This window comes from Streptomyces sp. NBC_01142 (assembly GCF_026341125.1).
Classification (GTDB): Bacteria; Actinomycetota; Actinomycetes; order Streptomycetales; family Streptomycetaceae; genus Streptomyces.
The window spans coordinates 3,337,925-3,363,771 of sequence record NZ_JAPEOR010000002.1; the positions used below are offsets into that span (position 1 = coordinate 3,337,925).

24 protein-coding genes are annotated in these 25,847 nt (G+C 68.6%); 13 read left to right on the forward strand and 11 right to left on the reverse strand.

Features of this window, described 5'->3' with window-relative positions; translation table 11 throughout:
- Positions 1-901: 901 nt before the first annotated feature.
- Complete coding sequence (locus OG883_RS32840; RefSeq protein ID WP_266548541.1) at positions 902-1,261, forward strand: hypothetical protein; 360 nt, start codon at positions 902-904, stop codon at positions 1,259-1,261.
- Positions 1,262-1,725: 464 nt separating this feature from the next.
- Here the strand turns inward: OG883_RS32840 and OG883_RS32845 are convergent, their stop codons facing one another.
- Together OG883_RS32845 and OG883_RS32850 are read right to left on the reverse strand one after the other, a co-directional pair.
- Positions 1,726-1,929: a cold-shock protein gene (locus OG883_RS32845; RefSeq protein WP_014047008.1), complete on the reverse strand. Its 204-nt coding sequence runs from the start codon at positions 1,927-1,929 to the stop codon at positions 1,726-1,728.
- A 349-nt stretch (positions 1,930-2,278) separates the two neighbouring features.
- The gene (locus OG883_RS32850; protein ID WP_266548549.1) at positions 2,279-2,908 is read right to left on the reverse strand and encodes a TetR/AcrR family transcriptional regulator; all 630 of its coding nucleotides are present in this window, start codon (positions 2,906-2,908) and stop codon (positions 2,279-2,281) included.
- An 82-nt stretch (positions 2,909-2,990) separates the two neighbouring features.
- On the opposite strand from OG883_RS32850, the gene OG883_RS32855 reads away from it, so the two are divergent.
- Both OG883_RS32855 and OG883_RS32860 read left to right on the forward strand, forming a co-directional pair.
- Positions 2,991-4,202 carry an FAD-dependent monooxygenase gene (locus OG883_RS32855; RefSeq protein ID WP_266548552.1) on the forward strand — a complete coding sequence of 404 codons (1,212 nt, stop codon included), beginning with the start codon at positions 2,991-2,993 and terminating at the stop codon, positions 4,200-4,202.
- A gap of 9 nt (positions 4,203-4,211) precedes the next feature.
- Entirely contained in the window at positions 4,212-4,670 is a 459-nt protein-coding gene (locus tag OG883_RS32860; RefSeq protein WP_266548555.1) for a hypothetical protein, read from the forward strand.
- 195 nt (positions 4,671-4,865) lie between these two features.
- Here OG883_RS32860 and OG883_RS32865 read toward each other — a convergent pair whose 3' ends face one another.
- The gene (locus OG883_RS32865; protein WP_266548558.1) at positions 4,866-5,270 is read right to left on the reverse strand and encodes a DUF4345 domain-containing protein; all 405 of its coding nucleotides are present in this window, start codon (positions 5,268-5,270) and stop codon (positions 4,866-4,868) included.
- 105 nt (positions 5,271-5,375) lie between these two features.
- Between OG883_RS32865 and OG883_RS32870 the strand changes: the two genes are divergently transcribed.
- The 4 genes from OG883_RS32870 to OG883_RS32885 all read left to right on the forward strand — a co-directional run bounded on the left by OG883_RS32870 (position 5,376) and on the right by OG883_RS32885 (position 9,503).
- Positions 5,376-6,332 (forward strand): LysR family transcriptional regulator, encoded by a 957-nt coding sequence (locus tag OG883_RS32870; protein WP_266548561.1) that lies wholly within the window; start codon positions 5,376-5,378, stop codon positions 6,330-6,332.
- Entirely contained in the window at positions 6,329-6,646 is a 318-nt protein-coding gene (locus OG883_RS32875; protein ID WP_266548564.1) for a hypothetical protein, read from the forward strand. Before OG883_RS32870 ends, OG883_RS32875 begins: the two co-directional genes overlap by 4 nt.
- A gap of 148 nt (positions 6,647-6,794) precedes the next feature.
- Positions 6,795-7,550 (forward strand): hypothetical protein, encoded by a 756-nt coding sequence (locus OG883_RS32880; protein ID WP_266548567.1) that lies wholly within the window; start codon positions 6,795-6,797, stop codon positions 7,548-7,550.
- A gap of 1,074 nt (positions 7,551-8,624) precedes the next feature.
- On the forward strand, positions 8,625-9,503 hold the full coding sequence (locus tag OG883_RS32885; protein ID WP_266548569.1) for a LuxR C-terminal-related transcriptional regulator: 879 nt from the start codon (positions 8,625-8,627) through the stop codon (positions 9,501-9,503).
- 143 nt (positions 9,504-9,646) lie between these two features.
- On the opposite strand, the gene OG883_RS32890 is transcribed toward OG883_RS32885, so the two are convergent.
- The 8 genes from OG883_RS32890 to OG883_RS32925 form a co-directional block, all read right to left on the reverse strand.
- Complete coding sequence (locus tag OG883_RS32890) at positions 9,647-10,750, reverse strand: 50S ribosomal protein L11 methyltransferase (protein WP_266548572.1); 1,104 nt, start codon at positions 10,748-10,750, stop codon at positions 9,647-9,649.
- 21 nt (positions 10,751-10,771) lie between these two features.
- Entirely contained in the window at positions 10,772-12,136 is a 1,365-nt protein-coding gene (locus tag OG883_RS32895; RefSeq protein WP_266548575.1) for a glycosyltransferase family 2 protein, read from the reverse strand.
- Positions 12,133-13,800, reverse strand: coding sequence for a carbamoyltransferase C-terminal domain-containing protein (locus OG883_RS32900; protein ID WP_266548578.1), 1,668 nt, complete (start codon positions 13,798-13,800; stop codon positions 12,133-12,135). Before OG883_RS32900 ends, OG883_RS32895 begins: the two co-directional genes overlap by 4 nt.
- A gap of 22 nt (positions 13,801-13,822) precedes the next feature.
- Positions 13,823-15,619, reverse strand: a complete 1,797-nt coding sequence (locus tag OG883_RS32905; RefSeq protein ID WP_266548581.1) for an aminotransferase class I/II-fold pyridoxal phosphate-dependent enzyme — start codon at positions 15,617-15,619, stop codon at positions 13,823-13,825.
- A complete protein-coding gene (locus OG883_RS32910; protein WP_266548584.1) occupies positions 15,616-16,656 on the reverse strand; it encodes an NAD(P)-dependent oxidoreductase in 1,041 nt (346 codons plus the stop codon). Before OG883_RS32910 ends, OG883_RS32905 begins: the two co-directional genes overlap by 4 nt.
- Complete coding sequence (locus OG883_RS32915; protein ID WP_266548586.1) at positions 16,653-17,702, reverse strand: glycosyltransferase family 2 protein; 1,050 nt, start codon at positions 17,700-17,702, stop codon at positions 16,653-16,655. The genes OG883_RS32910 and OG883_RS32915 overlap by 4 nt, the downstream gene beginning before the upstream one ends.
- 97 nt (positions 17,703-17,799) lie before the next feature.
- A complete protein-coding gene (locus OG883_RS32920; protein WP_266548589.1) occupies positions 17,800-18,768 on the reverse strand; it encodes a dimethylarginine dimethylaminohydrolase family protein in 969 nt (322 codons plus the stop codon).
- Positions 18,769-18,781: 13 nt separating this feature from the next.
- Positions 18,782-19,519, reverse strand: a complete 738-nt coding sequence (locus OG883_RS32925; RefSeq protein WP_266548591.1) for a phosphatidylserine decarboxylase — start codon at positions 19,517-19,519, stop codon at positions 18,782-18,784.
- Positions 19,520-19,827: 308 nt separating this feature from the next.
- Here OG883_RS32925 and OG883_RS32930 point away from each other — a divergent pair, with 308 nt between their 5' ends.
- The 6 genes from OG883_RS32930 (at position 19,828) to OG883_RS32955 (ending at position 25,819) form a co-directional block, all read left to right on the forward strand.
- On the forward strand, positions 19,828-20,589 hold the full coding sequence (locus OG883_RS32930; RefSeq protein WP_266548594.1) for a phosphatidylserine decarboxylase: 762 nt from the start codon (positions 19,828-19,830) through the stop codon (positions 20,587-20,589).
- Positions 20,586-21,608, forward strand: coding sequence for a GNAT family N-acetyltransferase (locus OG883_RS32935; protein WP_266548596.1), 1,023 nt, complete (start codon positions 20,586-20,588; stop codon positions 21,606-21,608). The genes OG883_RS32930 and OG883_RS32935 overlap by 4 nt, the downstream gene beginning before the upstream one ends.
- Positions 21,609-21,679: 71 nt before the next feature.
- Positions 21,680-22,618: an ABC transporter six-transmembrane domain-containing protein gene (locus OG883_RS32940; protein WP_266548599.1), complete on the forward strand. Its 939-nt coding sequence runs from the start codon at positions 21,680-21,682 to the stop codon at positions 22,616-22,618.
- The gene (locus OG883_RS32945; RefSeq protein WP_266548602.1) at positions 22,615-24,411 is read left to right on the forward strand and encodes a DegT/DnrJ/EryC1/StrS family aminotransferase; all 1,797 of its coding nucleotides are present in this window, start codon (positions 22,615-22,617) and stop codon (positions 24,409-24,411) included. Before OG883_RS32940 ends, OG883_RS32945 begins: the two co-directional genes overlap by 4 nt.
- On the forward strand, positions 24,408-25,112 hold the full coding sequence (locus tag OG883_RS32950) for an acetyltransferase (RefSeq protein ID WP_266548604.1): 705 nt from the start codon (positions 24,408-24,410) through the stop codon (positions 25,110-25,112). The genes OG883_RS32945 and OG883_RS32950 overlap by 4 nt, the downstream gene beginning before the upstream one ends.
- A gap of 5 nt (positions 25,113-25,117) precedes the next feature.
- Positions 25,118-25,819 (forward strand): bifunctional 2-polyprenyl-6-hydroxyphenol methylase/3-demethylubiquinol 3-O-methyltransferase UbiG, encoded by a 702-nt coding sequence (locus tag OG883_RS32955; RefSeq protein WP_266548607.1) that lies wholly within the window; start codon positions 25,118-25,120, stop codon positions 25,817-25,819.
- Positions 25,820-25,847 lie beyond the last annotated feature (28 nt).

Consider the following 25,847-nt stretch of genomic DNA (forward strand, 5'->3'; position numbering starts at 1 on the left):
GTGCCGTACGGCACCAGGGCCCCGAAGGAATTACTACACCACCTGTCGGCCCTGCTACTGCGTCGGCCTCCTGTGTCCGCAGACCCGCCCGAACGGGGACGGGAAGTGCGGGGATCGCGGATACGTGACCGGAGACCACCTGCCTGTCCGAGGTCCTGCGGTACCCGGGCTCAGTTCTTCCGTCCGGGCGATCCTGGTGGCGCTCAACTCCTCGGTTCCTCCCTCTGAACCGACTGCCTGCCTCACCGGTACTGCGGTACTGCTCGTGGCGGCCACTGAACACTGCGGGCCACCCGGTACGGCCGTCAGCCCCGTCCCTGTCCAGTGCCTGCGGCCCCGGCGCGCCGTGACGAGGGCGCGGCCGCACACCTTCGATCACGCAACGTGTTTACCGGGTCCACTATTGGTAACACTGGGTGATGAGAGTTCGTCAGGCACTGCGGAAGGCGGGACACATGTCCGTGGGTACCGTGATCATCCTCAGCGTGGTGGCAGCGATCATCACCGCTCTCGTGCTCGCTCCACCGGTAACGCGGCCAAGGACGGGCGTCCGTCCGAACCGGCGCGTGCCCCGGCCCGAGCAGGCCGTCGGCCGGCGCCGTGACACAGGCGCACCGCGAGGCCCACGCCGCCTGCGCACGGTGCCCGAGCCGCGCGCCGGCCACCGGCGGACCACCGGCTGACCGGCGCGCTCTGCCGAGTGCTCCTTCGGGGACCCTGGCCGGGTTCGGTGGTCCCCGAACGGGCTGCCGATGGCCCTCGGCCCGGCCGATTGCGGCGGCGCCCGGCCGTGAGCGGCTTTCGGCGCGCGGGGAAGTTCGTCGGCCCGCGCCCTCCCCACCCGAAATCCCATCAGCGAAGCTGCCCGGTAGGGCCCTGAAGAGAAATAGAATGGGCTCTCATGTCGAAGCCTGACGAGCTACTCGTTGACGTCGCCGCTCTGGTGGAGTCCGGGCATAGCAATCAGATGTCCCTGACCGTGGTCACCGGTGGCGCTGTCATCACCGGTCGACTGGCTCCCGAAGCCGTGTGGAGGCAGCGTGTGTCGGAGGTCCTGACGGATTCGGCCCACCTGGGCGAGTTCTCCCGCATCTTCACCGCCTCCACGCGGACGGACGGGCCGCCCACGCATCTGCACTTCCATGTCGCCCGGATCCTGCAGGGGACTGTGGGGATCCCGGAGACGGGCGGGATGTACCGCGTCGCGATCGAGGACGTCAGCGCCTGGACCATGGGCGACTTCAGCTACTCCGACCACTGAGCCCCCGCGCGTCGAAGGCCCTGCGGCCGTACGTGTGTGTGCGGTTCATGTGGAACCTTCCTCGATGCGGCACGCATCAGGGAATTCCCGAAAGCAGATGAGCAGCACGGAGAATCGCGAGAACGATCCATACCGAATACCGAATACCGAAACCGGAACCGGAACCGGCCGGAATCCAAAGCGGTCCGGCCGGCAGAAGAAGCAGCGGGTCAGTCGCTCAAAGCGCAGAGTGATCCGGGCGTCAGGGTCGGATCTCCGGACTTCTGGGGTTCCGGAGTGGAAGCTCGTACGGAATATGCATCCGGAGCTGTGGGGCGTCCGCCGCGCGAGGGGACTGCGGATTTCGAGGTTCTTGCCGCGGCTGTAATCGCCGCGGGATGCGGGGGAGGGCAGTGCCCCTCAAACGCAACGAGCTGGGGCCCGCACTCCACGGTGCGGGCCCCAGCTCGTACTACGCTTCAGCGTCAGGCGGGAACGATGTTCTCGGCCGTCGGGCCCTTCTGGCCCTGCGCGATGTCGAAGTTCACCTTCTGGCCTTCCTGCAGCTCGCGGAAGCCCTGGGCGGCGATGTTCGAGTAGTGGGCGAACACGTCAGCGCCGCCACCGTCCTGCTCGATGAAGCCGAAACCCTTTTCCGCGTTGAACCACTTCACGGTGCCAGATGCCATGTCAAATCTCCTTTGGGGCAGTGCCCGGAGTCCGCACTGTGCGGACTCCGCGTCGCCGCGATGATTGCCCCGCCCGGAAATGACCGGAAATACAAAAGTGCTCCCAACGGCAGGAAAGCCGGTGGGGCACTTGGAGTTTTTGGGAACCACAACTGCAACTTCGATCGACAGTAGCACGGCGAGAGCGGCGCCGCACGGTGACTAATTCCGCTCGGCTCGTTGTGTGAGATACCCTCACCGCGCGTTGCGCTTATTTCTCACTTCGCGGCCATAGATATTGGTTTTCCACCGCGACCGTTGCCCCGGTCGGCGTGCTGTCATCGATCAGGCTCCGCAGGGCAGTCGCTGATCAGGTGGAAAGCGCGGCTTTGAGCATCTGCCGGGCCACTGTGGCCAGTTCGGTCACATCGGGAAGCGGGCGGGTCTCGGCCAGGGCGCCGGCCAGCCTGTCGTACAGCAGGCCGTCGGTCCAGGCGACGAGCAGCTCGGCTGCCGGTGCTGGATGGGGAGCGCCGAGTGCTGCCAGCAGGGTGGCGGCCTTGGATCGCGCGGCGAGGCCGGCGGTGTGCAGGTCGGCACGCAGCTCCGGTCGGCGCGTTGCCTCCAGGGTGAGTTCGAAACGGGCGAGCTGGCGGTCGCGCGCCGCCGTCAGCCAGTGGTGCAGCAGCGCGGCCAGCCCGTCCGCCGCGGACTCCACGTCCAGTCGTCCGCGGCCCGCTTCCCAGCGATCGACGTCGGCGACGGAGAGCTCGGCCAGTCGGAGGTAGCAGGCGCTGATCAGAGCGCTGCGCGTACGGAAGTAGTAGGACGTGCTTCCGGCCGGCAGGCCTGCGGCGGAGTCGACCGCGCGATGGGTCAGCCCGCGCAGTCCGGCGGTGGCCACGGTGCTGATGGCGGCGTCGGCGATCAGGGTTCGGCGGTCTTGCCGATCTTCGCGGTCTTGCCCGTCTTCGCGGTCTTGTCGGTCGGGGATGGACACGCGGCCACTCTACATGTGTAGAGTGCAGCACATCCTCTACGGATGTAGAGGATGGCGGAGGGGTGGAAGAAGGAGAGCCGACATGGGCGTTCGTCACGCCGTTGTGGCCGGAGGTGGAATCGGAGGCTTGACCGTCGCGGTGGCCCTGCGTCGACGCGGATGGCGCGTCACTGTGTGCGAACGGGCCGCCGAGTTCACGGGCATCGGCGCCGGCATCGTGCTGGCCCCGAACGCCCTTCGCGCCCTGGACTCGATCGGCCTCGGACCTGTGCTGCGGGCGGGTGACGCCCTGCCCGGCGCAGGGCTGCGCACGCCCGACGGCAGATGGCTGAGCCGGTCCGACGGCGGCGCGCTGTCCGCTCGTTACGGGCTCCCCGCGCGCGCTGTGCACCGCGGCTTCCTGATCGCGGCCCTCGCGGATGCCCTGCCGGCGGACGTCGTGCACCTCGGCGTTTCGGTGACCGGCGTGGACGACGCCGGTGACAGCGCGATCGTGCGTACGTCGGCGGGCGACCTGCGTGCCGACGTCGTACTGGCGGCGGACGGCATCCGCAGTTCGCTCCGCAGGCAGCTCTTCCCCCAGCACCCCGGGCTGCGGCGCGCCGGTGAGGCCGGATGGCGAGCGGTTGTGCCCGGTGAGGGTCTGCCGCCCCAGGTGGCCGCCGAGACCTGGGGGCGAGGCGAGCGGTTCGGCGTCGTTCCACTCGCCGACGGCCGCATCTACCTCTATGCCACCGCCACCGCCGAACCCGGCGGGCGGCCGATCGACCACCACGCGGAACTGGTCCGGCGCTTCTCCGCGTGGCACGACCCGATACCCGCGCTGCTGGACCGGTTGGAGCGGCTCGACCCGGCCGACGTACTCCACCACGACTTCTGCGAACTGGCCGCGCCCCTGCCCGGGTTCCACGCCGGCCGGGTGGTCCTGCTCGGCGACGCCGCCCACGCCATGACGCCCAACATGGGCCAAGGCGGCTGCCAGGCCATCGAGGACGCGGTCGTCGCAGCGCACCTTCTCGCATCCGAAAACGTACCGGCCGCGCTCGCCGCCTGTACGAGAGCCAGATACCGGCGGACCAACCGGATCAGCCGTCTCTCCCGGCGCATCGGCGAACTCGTCCAGCTCTCCCACCCGCTCGCCACGTCCATCCGGAACCTGGCCGTACGGGCCACGCCGCAGGCACTGTCGCTGAGAGCCCTGGACACGGTCCTTGGCTGGACCCCGCCTCCCGGTCCGGACCGGGAGGCGCCGGCGCTGTCTTCCGCCCCCGCCCCCGTCAACGTCAACGTCTAAGGAGCAAGGGTGAACAGCACGGACACATCCCGCCCCGTCCGCCGGGCCGACTCGGTCCGCCCCTTCGCCGTCGGCGCCTACGGCTTCGTCGCCCTGGGCATCGGCCACCTCGCCTTCGCCACCGCAGCGGCGCTGGCCACCCAGACCCCGCAGCAGCGCGATGCCGACACCGCGATGCGGGAGTCCACCGTCACCCTGCTGGGTCTGGAACGCACCCTCCTCGACGCCTTCAACGGCTTCAGCATCGTCATGGCCCTCTTCGCCGGCGCCTGCGGCCTGCTCGCCCTCGCCGCCATCCGCCACGCCCCGACACTCGTCCAGCGCCGCACCGCCTTCGGATGGATCGCCCTCGCGGTCTCCTTGGTCGCCCTGGCGATATCCATCCGGCTGTTGCCCCCGCCGCCGATCGCCGTCCTCACCCTCACCAGTTGCGCCTTCGCGCTGTCGCTGCGCAGGGCGACTCCCTGACCAACCAGAGGCGAGGACCGATTACGGCAGTGGCGCGGGACGCACTGGGCACGTGCTCCTTCACCGCGGACTGTGAACGCGGTCGCGGAATGGATCCCGGCGAGGCTGGTTCGGTAGTTCTGAGCCGCCACTGACAGCCGACTTGAGGCGTTGCGGCGAAAAGCCGCTGCCGCCGCGTCCGCCCGGAGGCGTCGGCTACGGCGTAACGGCCGGGACCGCGGTACGCGTCAGGCGGCCGTACCAGAGAAGCAGCAGCGGCGGCAGAAGCAGCTCGACGCCGATGAACGCAGTGTGCATCACGTGTGGCGCGCCGACCGCGAGATACGAGACACCGCGCGCCACACCGCCGACGAACACGGCGCCGAAGATCCCGCGCAGGGCCAGGCCGTGGCTCTCCGGGCGCCGCACGGCCGCGAGCAGGACGATTCCGAGGGTGAACCAGACTCCGGCGAAGAAGCGGTAGTTGCTGTCGACGGTCGTGCTCGCGTCCGGGCTTCCGGGCAGTGCGGCCACTCCGACGATGATGTCCGGTGTGCCGGTGCCCATCAAGATCACCCCGAGCAGTGTCAGAACACCCTGAAACATACGACGTGATGGCATGTCCACTCCCTCACCAAAGGTTCCGCATCCATCCTGGACCGCGATGATGGCGGCACGGAAGGCACAACTGATGCGTGGGCGGCCGGGATTGATACCGTGCCGGGTATGGACCAGGCGGGCTTGTCCGATCCGAGCGTGCATCAGCTGAGGCTGTTCCTGGTGCTGGCCGAGGAGTTGCACTTCGGTCGCGCGGCCAGGCGTGTCTACATCAGCCAGCCGGCGTTCAGCCGGCAGATCAGACGGCTGGAGGAGCATCTCGGAGCCGTTCTCGTGGAGCGTTCCACCAGGCGCGTGCAGCTCACCGCCGCCGGGGAGGCCCTGCTGCCGCCGATGCGTTCCCTGGTGGAGGCCGCCGACGAGCTGCAGCGCGGGGTGCTCACCCAGGTCCGGGCTGTCACGGGGCAAGTGGTGCTCGGGTGCTACATCACCGCTCTTCCCGTCATCACGGAACTGGTCGCCCTGGTCCGCCGTCGCCATCCACGCCTGGACGTCGAACTGCGGGAGGTCGACTTCGTCGAGCAGGCCGGTGCGCTGCTGGACGGCCGCGTCGACGCCGTGCTCTGCTACGAGCCCGTACCGCCCGGTGTTCAGACCCTGCGGCTGGGCATCGAGCCCCGGGCCGTCTGCATCCGGGACGACCACCCGCTGGCCGCCCGCACCTCGGTGACACTGGCGGAGCTCGCGGACCTGCCCGTCGTCGGGCTCGCACCCGGCGTGCACCGGGAGTGGCGCGACTTCTGGGCGGCCGACCCTCGCCCTGACGGGGCGCCCGTCACGTACACCTCCCATGGGGCAACGACGTTCGAGTCGAGTATCTCGGCGGTCAGCCAGGGCCACGGCATCCGCCTCGTCTCGTCCGCCTGCCGCGAGCTGTTTCCGCGCCCGGGCATCCGTTACGTCGACGTGGCCGACGCGCCGACGTGTACGGCGGTGCTGGCCTGGGCGGCCGCGCGCCGCGACACCCCGGGCGTTGCCGCGCTGCGCCGCGCGGCCGACGGCATGGCCGAAGGCGCGGCCGGCGATCCCGACCCGCGCTGGTGCACACGGAGGCCGGGGGAGTGAGCGACATACCCGCGGGCTGCCTGCTCGGCCTCGCCGCGGGTCAGCACGGGCTCCTGGCCGATGTCACCCGCCACCAGCGGGTGCCGCGGCGGCTGCAGTGGGTCGGCTTCCCCATCGGGCCGGCCGGTGGTGTGGTGTACGCACACTTGGCCTGGAGCATCCGGGCACTGCCCACCAGCTGTTCGCGCTGGCACGGATGTGGTGACCGCGCCTTTGCCGACCGCCGCGTACGCGGCCACCGTGCTACGGCCGATATCCACCGGTCGCGGCCGGCCCTCGCCACAGTCCTGGCTCCGGCGGGCCGGATGACCTGACCGACTACCCCACCCGGTCACTGGTTTTGCGCCCTGCTCTTCACCGGCTTCGGGGCCGGGCGCGCCGACCGCGGCGGCCGGTACCGGGGGTTGCTGTACTTCGCTGCTGCACCGCATGTGCGACGCCCCGGGACGGCATCCTGTTCTCATGGCATCACAGGGGAACATGGTGGAGCGGTTGCGACCGCTCGTCGAGGCGCATCGTGGCCGTCAGCAGGCTCCTGTTCGCTTTCGTCCATCGACTTGGCGTCCCTGGCTGGAGACCCACGGAGCGGAGCACGTGCTCGGGATCGGGGCGGTGGACAGGACCTCATCGCCAGGGCACCGCCTCATCGGCCGCGACGACCTTGTAGCGGCGCGACAAGGGCTGGACGATCAGGCGGACGGTCAGGCGGACGCTCAGCGCGATCTGTTCGTCGCGGTCATGATCTGGGGCGGGGGCAAAACCAACGGGCGGGCACCGCGCTGCACCAGTGCTGCTCTGGGCGATGCCCGGCTGCCGCACGTGCTGGAGGCGACACGTGCCGCCGTTCGCGCCGGCGAGTTGAGCCGGGCGTATGCCGAGTTCACCCTGCGCGGGGTGAGGCGCTCTTTCTTCACCAAGTGGTTTGCTGCCGTCGACGACCGGGACGCCACATGCGAGTGTGCCTTGATTCTGGATGATCGCGTCTTCTGCTCCCTCAACGCGCTTGGCTGGTCCAGCGAGGAGGCCGCGGGGACGCGCCGTTGGGCGATCCGATACGCCACCTACGTCAGATCCATGCACGACTGGGCGGGTTCCTTGAAGGTCACGGCGTCCTGGCTCGAGTGGCTGATGTTCGACCTGAACGGCGATGTGCGCGCTGTAGCCCCAGCTTGGGAATCACCTGGGCCGGCAGCCGAGAAATCCGCTCCGGGCTGCTGAAACGAACAGCCGGCGAGCGCGGCGCCACCCCGAGCCGCGGTCGGCTGCCTCCGGCACCGCTCATGGGCCGTGACGGCGAGGTCCTGGAGACGGGGACATACCGTTCGCGGTCGATCGGCGCCCGCCCCTCGGGCCGCGCCGCGGACGCGGAGGACACCCGGCGGAATCGGAACGTGAGCCCGTGGCTACGCGACGGACAACTGCTATTTACGGGAGTGTTTCCCCTGCATTCCCCGGAACGGGCATCGGCGGTGTGACATTCACCACCAGGGGTCCCGCATCGCTCGTTCCCCAGGCCCGGTGATTCAGGAGTAAGGGCCTACCGGCGGCCTCGGGCATTGCAGATGCTCCGAAAGGGTTATAGATTGGATCACCGCTGTACGTGGGCGCGCCGGACTGTGCGAGCCGTGCACCCGCGAGGTTCCACAAGGTATTTATGGCACTGCGTATGAAGGTGTCGTGGCCTGACCAGCCATGATGCCTGTTACGGGAATTCGACCAATTCTCGGAGAATTCTGCCACCGCCGCACGGAAACAGGAGCGTTCCGGGCCGTGGTCCGTGGAGTGATCTGGAATGCGCTCTCCCTTTCATATGCCTGTGCAATGGGGGAAGTCATGTCAACTTGGCAAGAATGTCGAATCCGAGCAGCACGGCCGCGCATGCGGGTTTCTCTCGCCGCGACGCTGAGACCCGCAGAATCCTGCCGGGTGAAACACCTTGGCAAGACGTGCCACAGATGAAGCGCCGCTGATTCGCGGAAGTGGTCCCGATCCGGAGGCTGATCAATGCCCTGCGGCCTCCGCGCACTTCTGCCACAGCCGTGGCCGCTGCCGACCCCACGGGAAGCCGGGCCGCCCCGGCTGCCCTCCGCATCCGATTCCCTCGCGTCACACTCTCTCCCGGTCCCGGCCGTCGGCCGGCCCGGTGGAACGGTGGCGATGTTCCGTCGGCGCATATCGCCCTGCGGGCGGTGTGCGCCCGCGGCGGCCGTGCATCCGTCGCTTACCAACCTGTTGTCGCTGAACTTAAGCAGCGTATGAGGGGAACTCCGCACTATGCTGTTACGACTGCCGTTGACCACCGGCCTCATCCTCGCAGCACTCCTGATCTCCTATGATCCGACGCCCACCGTATTCTCGCTGCGCCGGGGCATCCCGAGAGAAGCGGCGATCGCCCCGAAAAACACCGATGAACGCGCAGTGACCACTTCGGTACGTACCGGGCTGCGCAGCCCGGTACGCGCCCTGCAAGGCCGCTCGAAAACATCACCGGATACTTCGCGGACGCCGCGTGGCCCACTGCTGGGCAGCGATATGTCCCGGCTCCCTCAAAGCATGGGCGAACTGATCGAGAAGTATGCCCGGATGGCCGACCAGGAACTGCTGATGATGATTCCGGACCGCCCCGGAACCATTCGTCCCGACGATCCGCGGTGCGGATTACGCCTCCCCCAGAAGCAGCCCGGTTTCCATGCGCGGCTGCTGTACGACAGAGGCATTCTGAGCCGGACGCCGAGCAGGAGACCAGGTGCGCAGGACAACACGGTGGAGCGATGCGAGGAAGCGGAGGTGAGGGTGTCGGCCCGGGTTCCCGGATGGCTTGTCATTCTGGACCGGCGCATCGCCCTGGTGCCCGCCGACCAGCAGAACCCGCGCGGCGGGACGATGCTGATCCGCAACCCCGTGGTGGTCAGCAACATGCGTTCCGTCTTCGGCTCCATGTGGCAGTCCGCCGTCCCGCTGAGTGCGACGGCCACCACCGTGCTCCAGAGCAGGCACCGGGAAATACTGCGCCTGATGAGCGGCGGTCTGACCGACAGCGCGGGAGCACGAACGCTCAACATCTCGCTGCGCACCTACCGGCGGCATGTCGCGGACATCATGAGCAAGCTCGGCGTCGAGAGCCGGTTCCAGGCGGGCGCCGCGGCCCACCGCCTCGGGTGGCTGGGCTGAGCAGTACGGGCCACCGCGGAGCGGCCGCATCCGGGAACCGCGTGCGGGCCTGCCGAGTTGGCCGGCCCGCACGCGCTCCCGTGCCCTGTCGTTGACGTGTCGGGGACGCCTTCCGCGGCGCGGGGAGGGGCGGGAGCCGCGCGTCACTGCTCGGGGAAGAGCCACCGGTAGGCGTCGTCGGTACGGAACGCGGGGGCGTGATGGGGCGACCGCCACTCGAACGGGATGTCGTCCCTTCCCTCCCGCCGTACCGTGCCGGTGATGTGGTAGTCGGGGTGCCGGAGGTCGTCGCTGAGCTGCCGGCGGAAGACCGCCTCGAGCACGTCGCCCCGGCGTACCGCGACGCCGCCGAGGAACAGCGGGGCATAGAGCGGCAGCCAGCTGGTGTCCATGCGGATCGCGTCCAGAGCCACCCCGTCCTTCCTTGCCAGGAGCAGCGGCCACAGGACGAGCCCCGTCAGCCGGTCGTCCCGGGTGACCGTGAGGCTGATGCGGTCCTCTCCCTCGGTGGACAGGTCGCCGTTGAAGGCGAGTTCCTCCACTTCGGACGTCTCGGTCACCAGGGTCTCCTGGACCGGCCCGTCCAGGCTCAGCCGGACGTCGAAGGGGTGCCCGACCGCGGCGAAGATGCGCTCGACTGTCTCCACGCCGTCCGGGTCCAGCACGATGCCGTCCGGGAAGTGCGCGGCGAGCGAGGCCCCTGCGATGCCGGTGGTGCAGCGGTGCGGAATGGATATCCCGGTGTTCTCCATGAAGCGCTGCCGGGCGTCCCGGATGGACGAGGCGGCGCCCTCGGACCCGCCGATCGTGCCGATGATCTCGGACACGCACACATCGATCTTCTCGGGCAGCTGCACATCCGTCGAACTGCAGGTCAGCACGGTGATGGTGTCACTCAGCCCGGCCTCTTCGACGGTCTTCGCCGCGGCCTGTGCCCACTCCGGCAGCACCTCGACGGCGTACACCTTCTTCGCGCCCGCGCGGGCCGCCGCGACGGCCCAGTTGGCGTCCCTGCCGGTGCCGATGTCGAGCACGATGCGGCCCGGCACGTACCTCGTGATGGCCTCCATGTAGGCGGCGTCGCACCACATGTCGTCGTTCATCGCGTCATAGGTGTCGTCGTTGTAGACCGGGTACTCGCCCTCGCTGGGGAAGATCCCTATGCCCTTCTCCCGGACGGAATAGCCGGTCCGCAGGGCTATGTCGCGCGCGCCGATCTGCACCGTCGTCAGTTCCTCATCAGCCATCAGTGCTGTCTTCTCCTCGTGTCAGTCTTCCTGGCCGGGCGTCCGAATTTCCGGAACCCGGTTTCCGGCGGTCACAGGGCCGGTGCCGGAGAGCACGCCGTTCTCCGCGCGTCCGTGGGGGTGGGGGACGACGCTGAGCACCGCGGTGTTCTCCAAAGCGCCGCACTGGCGCATCTGTTCCGCCCCGTAGTAGTCGGCGCCGAAGACCGCGGCGTGCATGCTTTCCCGGCGCACCGCCGCCACCAGGGCGTCCTGTTCGGGGTGCGGCGCCGCGGTGAGGATCCAGCGGCGTTCCCGCGGGTCCCGCAGGCCGATCGCGACGACGTCCCCGATCGCTGCCGGATCCGGCGCGGCGAGCAGAATCCCGTCGGCCTTCTCCTCGTCGCAGAGCACGACGGCCGGCTCGCTGTTCAGCCGCTCGCGCAAATCGGGTGACCCGCCGCGCAGATGCAGCCGCAGTTCTCCGTCCGCTCCGACGGCTCTGCGCAGCGTCTCGTGCAGCAGCAGCCGTTCCTCCGGTACCGGATGGCTCGCCGTACCCCCGGGGAACGCGGGCGTCGGATTGCCGGTCCGGGCGTTCACCCAACGCGCCAGCACGTCGTCGTAGGTGGTGGGCCACTGGGGGGAGAACCAGGTGCGCCAGTGTTCGGCCGCGGCGAGCTGCCTGCTCTCCTCGATCCAGTTCCTGGTCTCCGTCGGGTCGAAGGCGGACAGCTCCCGCAGGTCGTCGTCGGTGAACACCTGCTCGCTGTCGACGCGGTTGATCTCCTTCGTCCGCGCCTGCCGCACGCTGCGGTATTTGAAATGCCGGATGAAGAGGTCCGGGGGCGACGTTTCACAGGCACCGGGCACATCGATCCGGTGCTTCCCTCCGTACACCTTGGCGCCGGCGGTGTAGCGGCTGACCACCTTGCTGGGTTCGTCCCCGAAGCCGATGGAGCACGTCGTGGTTCCGAGGAAGGAGTAGATTCCCCCGTCCGCCTCGAGTGTGTCCTGGAACATCTGCCGTTGCGGCAGCCTGATCAGGTTGACCTGGGGGTCGATGCGGTCCAGCAGGTGCTTCGCGCCGTGCGGGAAGTACACGTACTCGTCGCAGTCCAGGAAGAACAGCCAGCGCGCGCCGGAGTGTTCTCCGGCCCAGTGGTAGTGATCGGTGAGATAGCGGTCGTAGCCCACTCGGTGGTCGAACCTCAGGTGGACCGGCAGCCCCTCGTCCGCCAGTGCCAGGAGAATCTCGACCGTACGGTCGGTGCTTCCGTTGTCCACGATGTAGACCGCGTCGAAGCCCATGTCCAGGTGGAACCGGACGAAGGCTTCGATGACGTCCTCTTCGTCCCGGCAGACGGAGAGGACGACATCGGGTCCGGGCGTGTCCGCGGCGTTCATCGGATGCGGCCCTTGAGGTCGATGAAGGAATCGTCGATCACCAGAGCGTCCAGGCCGAGTTCGACCACGTCCTCGACGACCTGGCCGAGATCATGGGCGATGGTGCGGCCCGGTGCGTTCAGGCTGGTGTTCAGCAGCACGGGGTCCCCGCAGAGCCTGCCGAGTTCCTGGCAGACCTCGTACAGGAACGGGTCGCTGTCCGGGTCGACGCACTGCGGCCTGGCGACACCGTCCGGCCCGGTCACCGAGGTCAGCCGGCCCCGGAACTCCGGCCGGACGCGGTACGAGTCCAGCATGTACCGGGATGCCGGGGACGCCTCCTCCCCGAAATAGCGCGGGAACTCCTCGCGAGGCAGCAGTGGGGCGAACGGCCGGTACCACTCGCGCTTCTTGACGTGGTCGTTGAGCCGGTCGCGCATTGCGGGGTCGTTCGCCCTGGCCAGCAGCGACCTGTGGCCCAGCGCCCGGGGACCTGCCTCGGCCCCGCCCCTGGCCAGCGCCACAAGACCACCGGAGGCGATGATCCCGGCGACCTCCGCGGGTGTGGCGGGGGTGGCCCCGTAGCCCGCCTCCACGGCGGCGGCCACGCTGACATGGTCCTCGGTGTGCTCCGGTACTCCGGCCCAGCCGAGTCCCCCGGGCCACCGCATCCCCGACTTGAGGCCGGCCCACACCGCGCCGCCGACGAACTGTGAGGCGTCGTGAGCGAAGGGCGGGATGAACACCGGCAGCCCGGCGACCTCCCGTACGTCCCGGTTGGACACCACGGACAGGGCGCAGCCGCCGCCGTAGATCACTCCCACCGGCTCGTCGGTGATTCCGGCGGCCCGTATCGCCTTACGGGTCCGCGCCACGCCCTCCCTCACCTCCTCGATGAAGTGGTGCGTGAAGAGTTCCTGCGCCGACGCCGCCAGATCGAGCGTCGCGGAGAGCTCGTGGTTGCGGGGCGAGCCGCCGAGGTATTCCTCGATCGCGGCCGGCGCATCGTCGGCGGAGCCGAGGCAGTATCCGTTCCAGGTCTCCACGTCGGGGTCGAAGGACTCCTGGGCGACGCGCTCCAGCTCCTGCACGTGCTTCAGCTTCGCCGAGCCCCAGGCCGAGAGACCCATGAGCTTGCCGCAGTTGCTCAGATCTCCCGAGCCGTAGAAGATCCGGCCGAACAGGTCGCCGAACACCGCCCCGTTGAACCATCGCTCCGACGACACCGGAGTCAGTTCCACGGGACGCGGCGTATCCAGCGGCTTCCGCAGGTCGATCCAGCCGAAGCGGGGCTGCTCCGCGTCGAAGACGATCGAGAGATAGATCCCGGGCCCGGCCAGCGGCAACGTGGTCGCGGCGAGCACATGGAAGTAGCCGTGCAGGTCGGGCTGGGGGATGACGCGTACCGTACGGCCGTCCAGCGTCATCGTGGACGGGCCGCTGCGCACCGCGCCGTAGCGCTCCCCGAGCAGCTCCTTCACCAGCTCGGGGCGGGGCGCGGTGACGGACTCGAGCCGGTCCAGCGGCAGTCTGTCGAAGCAGGTGCCGACCAGTTCCGGCAGCCAGCCTTCCTGGTTCTTGATGCGGGTGATGCGTTCGAACTCGGTGTATCCGACGATGCCCTGCTCATCCACGGCGGCGAAGCCGGAATTGTGGTCGTCGTACAGCCCTACGTGGACTCCCATGGAATGTGACTCCTCCGCAGATTCAGATGAGGTGTTGTCCGGTCAGCTCGCCGAACTCGGTGAGCAGGATTCCGGCGACGAGGCGCACCGTGCTGTCCGGGATCTCATTGGAGATCGGGACGCTGATCAGCCGGTCCGCTATCTGCTCGGTGACGGGCAGGTCCTCGGCGGCCAGATGTGCGTACGCGCGCATCCGGTGCAGCGGCCGGTAATAGGGACGGGTCTCCACCCGGTACGCCGCCAGCCTCGCGGCGAGCTGCTCCGTCACCTCGACCGAGGGCGTCACCACGGAGATGTCCTTCCACGTGGGTTCGGACCGGGCGTCGGCGGGCGCCACCACGCGCAGTCCCTGCCCCGTGTCCAGCAGCTTCCGGTAGAGCGCCGCCGAATCCCGGCGGCGGGCCAGCCAGGAGTCGAGGCATCGCATTCCGGCCAGCGCCATGGCCGCCGCCAGTTCGGGCATCCGGCCGTTCACGCCCCCGGCGTCGACGCACTCGTAGTTCTCCCCGAGCCCGTACCGCCCCAGCCCCCGCAGCTGCTGTGCCAGCTCCGGGTTGCGGCACGCGATGGCGCCGCCCTCACCGCTGGTGAGCACCTTGGTGCCGCTGAGGCTGAATACCTCGATGTCGCCGAAGGAGCCGATCCTGCGGCCGTCGATGCTCGCCCCGAGGGCCGCCGCCGCATCGCTGACCAGCATGACGCCGTGCCGCTCCGCCAGCTTCTCCAGCGCCGGCATGTCCGCGGGAATGCCGTGCGAATGCACCGGCACAACGGCCGCGGTCGCAGGGCCGATCCGGCGTTCCGCCAGCTCCGGCGTGAGGCCGAGCGACAGCGGGTCGACATCGCAGAAGACCGGTTCGAGACCGGCGCGCAGAATCGCGTTCACCGTGGAGGGGAAGGTGTAGCTGGGAACCACCACCTCGCGGCGTCCCGGCATGGCACGCCGCACCGCGGTGAACGCCATTCCCAGAGCGGTGTCTCCGCTGGCGGTGGCGATGACGTTGTCGACGCCCAGATACTCCGCGAGGACGCTCTCCAACTCACGGCTGTAGGGACCGAAGTTGGAGACGTAATGGGATTCCGCGATCCGGTCGACCGCGGCGTGCAGTTCCTCGACGGGAGGCAGGCTCGGCAGGGAGACCTGGATGCGGCGCGCGTTCCTGCCACCGTGGTCGATGGCCTGTTCCACGCCGATGCTCGTGAACCGCGCACCGGCTTCGCGCATGGCGACCCACTTCGCGTGGTCGGGGTCGGCGTCGGTGCCCGCGGGGACGCCGGTCTCCCGCCATGCCGCCCGGTACGCCACCGAGCAGGCGGAGAAGACCGGCCCCTCGCTGAACTGCCCTCGAGTCTGAGGGGACTCCCAGTCGAGGTACACCGCCGCCCGGCGCCCCAGATTCGGGTCGACCGTGCGCACCTTGCCGTACACCAGGTCGGCGTCGGTGCTCGTCAGCGCCGCGATGCAGTCGTCGAGATGGTTCGGCAGGAACTCGCAGTCCTCGTCGAGCAGCGCCAGGACCTCGCCCCTGGCCACTTCTTCGGCCCGGCGCCTGCTCACGGCGAGCGCTTCCGCGGCGTCCTGCCCGCCGTCCGGCGGACCGGACTCCTGCGGGAACGCCTCGTGACAGCGGATACGCGGATCGCCGAAGGAGGCGACCACCCGCGCCGTCCGCCCGCCATCGGGAACCGTGCTCACCACGATGAGTTCCCAGTGGGGATAGCTCTGCGCGAGGACCGACGGTATCGCCCTCTCGGCCAGCAGATGCGGCCGCCCCGAGCTGCTGAGCAGCACGCTCACCAGCGAATCGAATCTTGTCATCGGACCGTCTCCCTCATCGGTCGGTACTGCTTCCGGGCATGCCACCGCAGTCCGGCGTCCACGGCGCCCTCGCCCACCAGATTCATGACGGCAGCCGCCCGGTTCTGGGGCGCGCCCAACGCCTCGTCCAGGGACGTGAAACGGCCGCGGATGTCCTGCACGGTCGCCGCGACGGCTGCTCCGAAGTCCTCGTCCAGGCGGATTCCCAGCGCACGCAGCTTGCTGTTGTCCACGATGTAGTCGCGGGCGTCGGTCATGACTGCCTCGCTGATCACCGGAACGTCCAGCAGGGCGGTCATGTGCGCGGCGATGTCCCGCATCTGCACGGCGCCGTGCTCGCCGGCCACGTTGAATATCTCCCCGGCGGCCTCCGGGAGCGTGGCGAGAATTCCCTCGATGGCCGTCGCGATCTCCCGTACGTGCACCATCGGGCGCCGCTGCAGCCCGTTGCCGTGCACGACCACCTTCCCGTCGAAGACTCCGCAGGCGGCCATGCGGTTGACCACCAGATCGGTGCGCATGCTGGGCGAGGGTCCGTACACCGTGCCGAAGCGCAGCACCACGGGCTGGAAACCGGCGCCGTGGTGGGCCAGAATGCGCCGCTCCGCGCCGAGTTTCGTCTGTGCGTAGCGGCTCAGCGGCGACGGCTCGTCGTGCTCCGCGCGGGCCACCTCGGCCCGTCCGTACACACTGCAGCTCGAAGCGAAGACGAAACTCCGTACGCCTGCCTGCTGTGCGGTGGCGGCCAGCCGGCCCGCGGCTATCTCGTTGACGGAATGGGCGGCCTCCGGCTGGAGGTTGGCGCACGCGTCGTTGGACAGGCCGGCAAGGTGCACCACGCAGTCGAAGCCGGTCAGATCGGTGACGGTGAGGTCGCGGACGTCCTGGAAGAGGTGGCCCGCGGCGTGGTCACCGTCGGCCGTGCGGTCCTGGAACAGCCCGATGTCGAGCGATGTCACCTCGTGGCCCGCACGCCTCAGACTCGGCCCGACGACCTGGCCGATATAGCCGAGCGCGCCCGTCAGCAGAATCCTCATGACCTCACCCGCTCACTCATCACGCTCGCCGCCATCTGCGCGACGTCCCCGTCGCCGAATGTGTGCGCCGGGCCCGCGCAGAGCTCTGCCGCGATGTCCGCGAGTTCCCGCGCGTCCAGCTCCGACAGGCTGTTGTGTCCGGCCCGCAGGCTGTCCGTCATCGCCTCACGGTCGGGCCCGGGGAATCTGTCGAGGACCGTGTAGGCCAGTTCGTAGAGGAAGTGGCGCCGGTGCAGGGCGCGGGACCAGTACTGCTCCGTCCGCACCGTCCGCTCCGCCTCCTCCGCCCAGGACACGGCGGGTAATTCGTGCAGGCTCCGGAGGAATCCTTCGGCCAGTACGTCTCCGGTCTCCTCCGCCGCGGCCCGGCGGCCGGTGCCGCCCGGGCCCGTACCGACCTCCACCTGACGCACATCACCGAGCCGCCCGATCTCGTGGCGGCACAGCGCGGGCCACATGAAGAACCAGTCCTCGTTGTAGATGTCCGGGAAGACGCCGTCGTACGTCGTCCGGGTGGCCAGGCAGCTGCCCGAGATGAACGGGGTGACGAGGCCGGCGTGGCCCATCACCTTGTAGAGCATCGAATGGTCGGCGACTCCGACGGAAGGCCGGGCCACCACGGTGTAGCGGCCGAGCGCGGCCACCATCGCCTCCAGGTCGGCCGCGGTCACCTCGACGTCGTCGTCGATGAACACCACCGCCTGATAGCCGCCCGATCGCCCCATCGCCAGCCCGATGTTGCGCTTGGCCGACAGGTCCGGATGAGGAGTGCCGAAGGACCGGCCCACGTTCGGGTAGGGGCCCGTCCGCCGCATCAGTCCCGAGCGCTCGGGGAGGTCGGAGGGAAGGTCCTCGGCCGCGGTCGCGAGCACTGCCACGTCGTAGCCGGCGGGCAGTGCGGCGACCTGGCGGCGCACGCGTTCCGGGCGGCCCTTGGTCGGTACGACGACCAGGACCCGCTGCGGCCCCGTGCCCCGAAGGGCCGCCGCCCCGGTGGCGTCGCTCAGCAGCGCCCTGTGGTCGGGGAGGGCGGCTGTGGTAGTCACGGCCATCGCATCTCACCGTTGCTTCGCTTGATGTTCGATTCCATAACTCCTCCGTGGTGGGCGGCCCGGTGCGCGCGCCGCACCGGCGGAAAGCGCGTCACATCAGCGCAAGCCCGTAGGAGAACCTGTTGAGGTGCATGACCATGCACGACAGCAGCGCGCCGCTCTTGAAGTATTCGTCGATGTTCACCAGGACGACTTCGAAGCCCTGCTGTCCTGCGATCCGCTCCAGCGTGTCCAGCTTCTGCTTCTCTTCCTGATAGGCATCGGTTCCGGCCTTCAGGTCGTGCAGACAAGAGGAGTTGATGATGGTTTTGCCGGACCGCACCGAATTGCAGATGCCGGAGTAGGCCGCCGCTTCGGGAACGTCGATGACCTCCGTGTGCTTCTCCATCTCGGCGAGGTCTGCCTTGCTGTACGCGGCGGTGTGCACCAGCGTGGCATGCTCGGTGATGGGGAAAATGCTGCAGTCCAGGTGGTACAGATGCGCGTCGGTCATTTCGACCTTCACCACGCGCATGTCGTACTCGCGCTCCATCCACTCGTAGGCTTCGCGCTGCGAGCGCTGCCCGTAACCGCCGATGTAGACGTTGCCGTGCAGATGCTTGAGATCGGCCTCGCCCTCGAACTTGAACGGGGAGACAGCGGGTCGGTATCCCATGGAGCGGAAGAAGTCCACGCCCACCTGGGTTTCCCCGCGCCGCGGTTCGGAGGTGAAATTCGAGATGATCACGTCACGCACGTCCGGCAAATGGGTCGGCACGATTCCCAGGTTCGCCGTGTAGACCAGGTCCTGAAGCCCCGTCGTGCGCGGCGTCGGCAGCACATACACCAGGGCGCCGGCACTCAGTACCGAGAAGACCTCCAGGAACTGCACCATCGCGCGGCTGCGGTTGATCTCACGATCACCCTCGGCGAGTTCCTCCATCCATACGTTGTTGGGCACCTCTGCCGAGAGCGAGAACGGTGCGTTGACCAGAAAGGCGGGGTATTCCAGATGGCTCGGGTTGGCGATCTCCGAGGGGGCTGCCTCGACCGCCGTCGACGTGCCTGCTGTGTCCGTCACATGTCCTCCATCATCACTTGAAGCCGTCTGTTCCCTTGTGGTGCACGCGGATCAGCGGGTCGAGCCCGGCCTTGACATGCCAGCCGTCGGGTTGCAGAACCTCCAGCTCGTACCGGTCGGACAGGGGCACGACCAGCTCCACCTGTGAGCCGTATCTGATCTGCGAGAACCGCTCCCCCTGCCGGTACGCCGAGTTCTGTTTGAGCCGGTAGGGCAGAATGCAATCCACGTCGTAATCGGCGATCTGGAGCATGTGGTAATTGCCGCCGAGCCGCGGCGAGTGAACCGTGGAGACCATCCGCTGGTTCTGTCGCAGATACGCCGCGGTGCTCAGATCGATGCGCAGGTCGTCGAGTATCGAGTTCTCCATGGCGATCATCGGCAGGTTGTAGGTGGCGACCGGGTCGAGCAGCCGGTATTTGAGATAACCGCCGTACGGGATCCGGTTGGTGTGCACGTCGAAGAAGGTCATGAAGATTCCGATGACCAGGCTCTCCTGCTGATAATCCGGATCCCGCAGCGCCTGCCGCAGCGTGTAGTCGACGCTCTTGAGGTCGACGACCTGCTCGTCCGGCTTCACCTTCCGCTGGTAGAGGAGGATGCCGTCCGCCGGCGCGTAGAAGAACCGCGGATCGACGTACCGCGGCCGTCGCGGGTCGCGGAAGAAGTGGTTCTCCGCCAGCCATTGGGGCGACTTGTCGCTCAGACCTCTGACCTCGGCTGCCACCCACTCTTCGATGCTCTGCGCCATATCGCCCTTTGCATGGTCGGCTGCGGAGGAAGAAGTCCGCATTCACCCCGGCGAGTTCCGGGATCCCGGCGGACGGTCCCGAATGGATCCGGGCCTCGTCCCCGTAATCCGCGCATCCGCCTGCCGTGCCATCACGTTGGCCGGGCGCCGAACCCAATGTCAAAGACCTGGCAGGAAGGTGCCATCGGTGGTGACGGAGCACCTGGTCGCCCGGTAGAACCGGTTGATGTTGAGTATTGGCGAACACTGCGCGGCGACTCCCCATTCCGCGCAGCCACCATTGTGAAGTCCAGTCAGGAAGTTGGGACATGGCGCAGTCACTGGAAGAGTGGGTGGAGAACGAGGTTCTGCGGCTCGATGACCGGTCGCCTGCATGGCTGTCCGACGTCTACTTCTTCCGCGACCCGCGACGGCCTCGAACCGTTGATTCCTCGTACTTCTTCTCGCCCGCGGACGGTGTCATTCTCTACCAGCGGACCGTCAAACCGGACGAGCCCATCCTCGATATCAAGGGTGAGTCGTACAGTCTCCGGGACGCGCTGCGTGAGCCGGAATACCACCGGGAGAGCCTGGTCATCGGGATCTTCATGACCTTCTTCGACGTGCACGTCAACCGGGTCCCGTACCGCGGCACGCTGTCCTACCGGGAGCTCCCCCCGATCCACACGTACAACCGGCCGATGCTGGATGTGGAGAACCGTCTGCTGTACGACCTGCAGATCGACCTGTCCGAGGCGAGCTATCTGCGCCCCAACCAGCGCATGGTGAACCGGGTGTACGCACCGGCCCTCGGAGAGACCTACCGGATGCTCCAGATCGCCGACTACGACGTCAGCTGCATCACGCCCTTCCGGCTCCAGCAGAACATCCCGGTACAGCAGGGCGCCCGCTTCTCCCAGATCCGGTACGGCTCCCAGGTGGATCTGGTGATCCCACTGTCCGACCGTTATCAACTGACCCCGGTACACCGGGAGTCGGACCATGTGAAAGCCGGCCTCGACAGGCTGGTGCACGTTGCGCACCACCCGGCGGGTTCCGGCGCCGGACGGAAGGAGGAGAGGCCGGCATGAGCACGCCCGCCCTGCGCTTGCCCCCTCGATACCGGGTCAGGTCGCTGACGGCTGATGACGCCGCCGCCTGGCACGAGCTGCTGGAGGAGTCCGAGCGGACCGACGGGGCGAGTGCCAATTTCTACCCGGAGGAATTCCTGGACGCCGCCCTGGACGGCCGGATCGACCCGGTGACCGACTCCGTCGGCGTTTTCGAGGACGGCGCACTGGCCGGATTCGCCGTCGTCCACGCGAAACTCACCTCGAACGGCGCTCACCGCGTCATTCTGGAAGGCGGCGTCGCCCCCGGACATCGGCGCCGGGGAATCGGTACGCAGCTGATGCGCTGGTCCTGTGGGCGCGCACGAGAACGGCAGGCAGCCCTCTCGAGTGGGCGGCGGTCGTCGGCCATCGTGTGGTCGCCGGAACAGAACGCGGATCTGCGGTCGCTTGCCGAGGCGCAGGGGTTCCAGTCCACCCGCTGGTGGTACGAGGTGTCCTGCCAGCTGGACGAGGTGTCTGCGCTGGAGATTCCGGAGCTGCCCCCGGGGTTCACTCTGCGCACGCTGCGGCCCGCCGACATGGCGGGACTCCGTGAGGTGCACAACGTCAGTTTCAAAGGTCAGTGGGAGGACGGTGCGGTATCGCCGGAGCAGTGGCAGCAGGATTTCGAGAATGACCCCCTGTTCCAACCCGGTCTCTCGTACCTCGTACTCGACCCCACCGGCGCGATCGTCTCGTACGTCCTCACCCAGACGAACGAGTGGAAGAGCGACGGATCGACTCAGCGCGAACTGCGCATCAACTACCTGGGAACTCCGCCCGGTTGGCGGGGGCGGGGATTCTTCAGGCATCTGACAGCGGCCGTGGACCAGGCCGCCAGACGCGAGAAGTACGACCACCTGGGCTTCACAGTCGATTCCGGCAACCCCACCGGTGCGCTCAAGGTCTTCGAGCGGGCCGGCATGTTCGACTGGGACCGCGACTACTGGGAATGCTGGGTCTGCTACACATCTGCTCCCGATGGAGCAGCGGCGTAATTCCGGTAAAAGGCCGGGTATCCGGCCTCCGCGGGGCAGTGGATCCGGCGGCTCAGAAAGGAACGTAGACGGTGAGCGTCACGGAACCCGAGGTTCCGGAGCCAAGCATACTGCGCCGCATTTATCGCCAGTACCGCCGCAAGGTGTGTCTGACGTATGCACTGGTCGTACTGGAGGAACTCTGCAATCTGCTCTACCCGTTCGCCATCGGCGTGGCCATCAACGGTCTGCTGAAGGGCGATAAGGCGAGCATCATTCCGTTCGTGTCGATCTGGGCCCTCCACGCGGTGACAGGGATGGTGCGGCATCTCTACGACACCCGCGTCTTCACCGGCATGTACGCGCAGCTCGCCGGTGACGTGGTCATGGAGCAGCGGAAGCGGAATCTTCCGGACTCGGTCGTGGTGGCCAGGTCGACGCTGTCCCGGGAGTTCGTGGTATTCGCCGAGACCCATGTTCCCGCCATGGTCTCGGGGGTTCTCGCCATCGTGGGCTCGCTGTTCATGCTGTTCACCTACAGCGTGCGCAGCGCGTTCTACTGCGTTCTGCTGATCGTGCCGATCGTGGCGGTCAACTGGTGGTACTCACATCGCGCCTACCGGCTCAACAAGGAGTTGAACGACCAGCAGGAGCGGGAGGTGCACATCCTCACCTCCCAGCCCGAGCCCACGGTTCGCCGGCACTACAGCCTGCTGCGGAAGTGGGAGGTGAAGCTCTCCGACGCCGAGGCGAAGAACTGGGGAGTGCTGGAGATCTTCGTTATCGCGCTGTGCGTTCTGGTGTTCTTCCAGGCGACCAACTCGCCCGAGGCACAGGCCGGAACCATCTTCGCGGTCATCTCCTACGTCCGCACCTACACCGAGAGCCTGGACCAGCTGCCGTCCATCATTCAGGACCTCACCCGCCTCGTGGACATCGCCCGGAGAATCTCGCCGGGCGCCGAGGCCACCCCGGACGAGGCCGGGGAGGAAGCCGTGCCCGACCAGAAGGGAAGGAGGAATCCCGTATGACCGCGTCGGAACCCTTGGTCAGCATCCTCATGCCCTGTTACAACCGGCCCTATCTGATGACGCACCGGTCGATCCCCTCGGTGCTGGAGCAGACGTACCGGAACTGGGAGCTGATCGTCGTCAGCGACGGCCTGGACAACCACGCCGTACGCGCCGCGGCCTGCGGAACCGGGGACAGCCGGATCAGATACGCGGAGATCCCCAGGCCGGACTATTCGGGGCTCGGTCCCACCGGGCGCTGGTTCATCGCGGGCGCCGCCGCGCGGAACCGCGCCGAGGACCTGGCGGAAGGCGAGATCATCGCCCTGCTGGACGACGACGACGCCTTTCTTCCGAACCATCTGGCGGACTGTGTCCGCATGCTGACCGAGACCGGTGCCGACCTCGCCTACGGCCTGGTGCGGCTCCACGACGTCAACTCCGGCACGGATTCCGACTATTACCACCCGTGGGATGCCCCCGGCACGCTCGACTCCTTTCTCACCGAGAACGTGCTCTACACACCGAGCGTCGCCTACCGCGCGAAGTGGAAGCAGCCGCCCTATCCCACCGACGGGAAGCGGGCCGCCGACCACGGCAAGTGGCTGGCGATGCACCGGGCCGGCGCGCGGTTCGTCGGCACGGCGTCCGCCCAGGCCGTCTACTACGGGGACAGCTTCGACGGAGTTCTGCGCCTCTCCCCGCCGCCGAAGGCCATCGCGGCGGATCCCGGCACCGCCCACGGCGGCCACGGGGCCGCTCGGCGTCCTCTCCCGCGTACGACGGAGCTCGAATCCGCCCTCGCCCGCTATCTCGGCGTCCCCGAGACGGTGGCCGTACCGGACGGCGACACCGGGCTCGGCCTGGTACTGCGCGTCCTGCGCGACCGCTGCCCGGACAGGACCGAGGTGGTGATCCCCAGCTACGCCCCGCCCAGTACGGCCGAGGCGGTGGTGCGCTCCGGTCTCACCCCCGTGTTCTGCGATGTCGACGCGGGGACGCTGACCGTCACCGCATCGACCGCCGAGCCGGTGACGACCCGGGGGACGCTGGCCCTGCTGCCGGTCCACGTCCACGGCATTCCCTGCGACATGAGCGAGCTGCGCGAACTCGCCGATGCACACGGGGCGTTCCTGATCGGAGATGCGAGGACGGCGCTGGGGTCGGCGACCGGTGGCGTGCGGACGGGCTCCGTCGGCGACGCGGAGGTGTTCGGCTTCGGCCCCGGCACGCCGCTGGGCTGCGGGGCGGGCGGCGTGATCGGCCTCCGGGACCCCGAGTGGGCCGCCGCGCTACGGCGCCTCGTACGCCGCGGGGCGGACGGCGCGCACCAGGACCCGGACTCCCCCGGCTGTCTGCCGGAGTCCGACGCCGCGCAGGTGCTGGCCGGGCTTCCGCTGCTGGACGCCGAGGTGAGCGCGCGGCGGCGGTCGGTCGCGCTGTACGGGGAGCTACTCGCGGACGTGCCCGGGCTCCAGCTCGTCGGGCCCCGTTCCGGTGCGTCGGCACCGGCGTGGGCGGAGGTGCCGCTGATGGCAGCCTCCGCTTCCCTGGCGGAACGGCTCACCCGCCGGCTGGCCGACCACCGGATCGAGTCCGGCACCTATCACCGGCCGCTGCATCTGTCGGCCCCGTACGCCCGCTTCGCCGCACAGCCGCTGCCGGTCGCTGCCGCCACCGCGGGGCGGATGGTCGGCGTACCGGTCAGCGGCGTCATCCCGGACACGTCGGTCGCACTCGTGGTGGGCGTGGCCCGCGAGACGCTCTCCGCGGCCGCGGCGGCCCGCCCGGCCGGGAAGGGGGTACAGGTATGACCACGGCAAGCAGGCCGGAACGGCTCGTGCTGCTCGGTGCCGGAGGGCACGCCCGTGAGCTCATCGACGCCATCCACGCGGTCAACGCCGTGCGGCCGACCTGGGACCTGCTCGGCGTCCTGGACGACGGCGACCGCCCCACCGAGCCGGGACCGGAGGTCAGAGCGCCGTTCCTCGGCCCGACGTCGCTGGTCGGCATGCTGGACGCCTGGTACGTCATCGGCATCGGGGACGGCGCGGTCCGGGAACGGCTGGACCGGATGGCCCGCCGGTCCTCGCGTACGCCCGCGACCGTGGTGCACCCGGCGGCCTCGGTGGGGCCGCGGGCGGTCCTCGGCCCCGGCTGCTACGTGGCCGCCAACGCCACGCTGACCACGGACTGCGTCCTGGGCCGGCACACCCACATCAACGTCGGCGCCTCGGTCAGCCACGACGACGTACTCGGCGCCTACTGCACCCTCGCCCCTGGCGCCAGGCTCGGCGGCAGGGCGGTGCTGGAGGACGGCGTGACGCTCGGGCTGAACTGCGCGGTCCTGCCCGGCGTCCGGCTGGGCGCGTGGAGCGTGGCCGGGGCGGGGGCCACCGTGCTCAAGGACGTACTGCCGGGATCCGTCGTGGCGGGCACTCCCGCCGTAGTCCTTCGACGGACACCGGACCCGGTGCCGACCATGGTTCCGCATGATCCCGCTCGGAAGGTATGAGGTCAATGAGTGAAGAAACCGCCGACACCGCCGGCCTTGCACAGGACGAAGAAATCTACAGCGGTGATTTCTACTCGGACATCGAGGAGGGAATTCTCAGCTCGGCCCGGGTGATCGTGCCGATGGTCTCCAAGATCGCCGCCCCGGAATCGGTGCTGGACCTCGGCTGCGGCACCGGGGCGTGGCTGGCGGAGTTCGCCCGGCACGGGACCGGGCGTATCTCCGGGTTCGACGGCCCATGGGTCGACGTGGAGCGTCTGCACATTCCGCGGGAGCGGTTCACCGCGCTGGACATCAGCGACCTGGGGCAGCCCCCCGCGTCACATGATCTCGCGGTCTGCCTGGAGGTCGCCGAGCACCTTCCGGACAGCAGCTCCGAGCAGCTCGTCTCCTATCTGACGGCCGCAGCCCCCACGATCCTCTTCTCCGCCGCCGTCCCCGGGCAGGGCGGTGTGGGGCATGTGAACGAGCAGTGGCTGGACTACTGGGCGGAGAAATTCACCAGGCGGGGATACCGGCTTCACGACGTCATCCGCAGCCAGGTCTGGGACAACGAGGACGTCGAACCCTGGTATGCCCAGAACATGGTGCTGTTCGCGGACGGCAGCGTACCGGCCGGGCGCTTCGAGGAGTCCCCGGGAAGCCCGCTGCCCATGCGGGTCGTGCACCCCCGGGTGTTCCACAATTCCCTGGAGGCGTGGGCATGACATGCGAAGCCGGTGGCCCCGGTGTGCT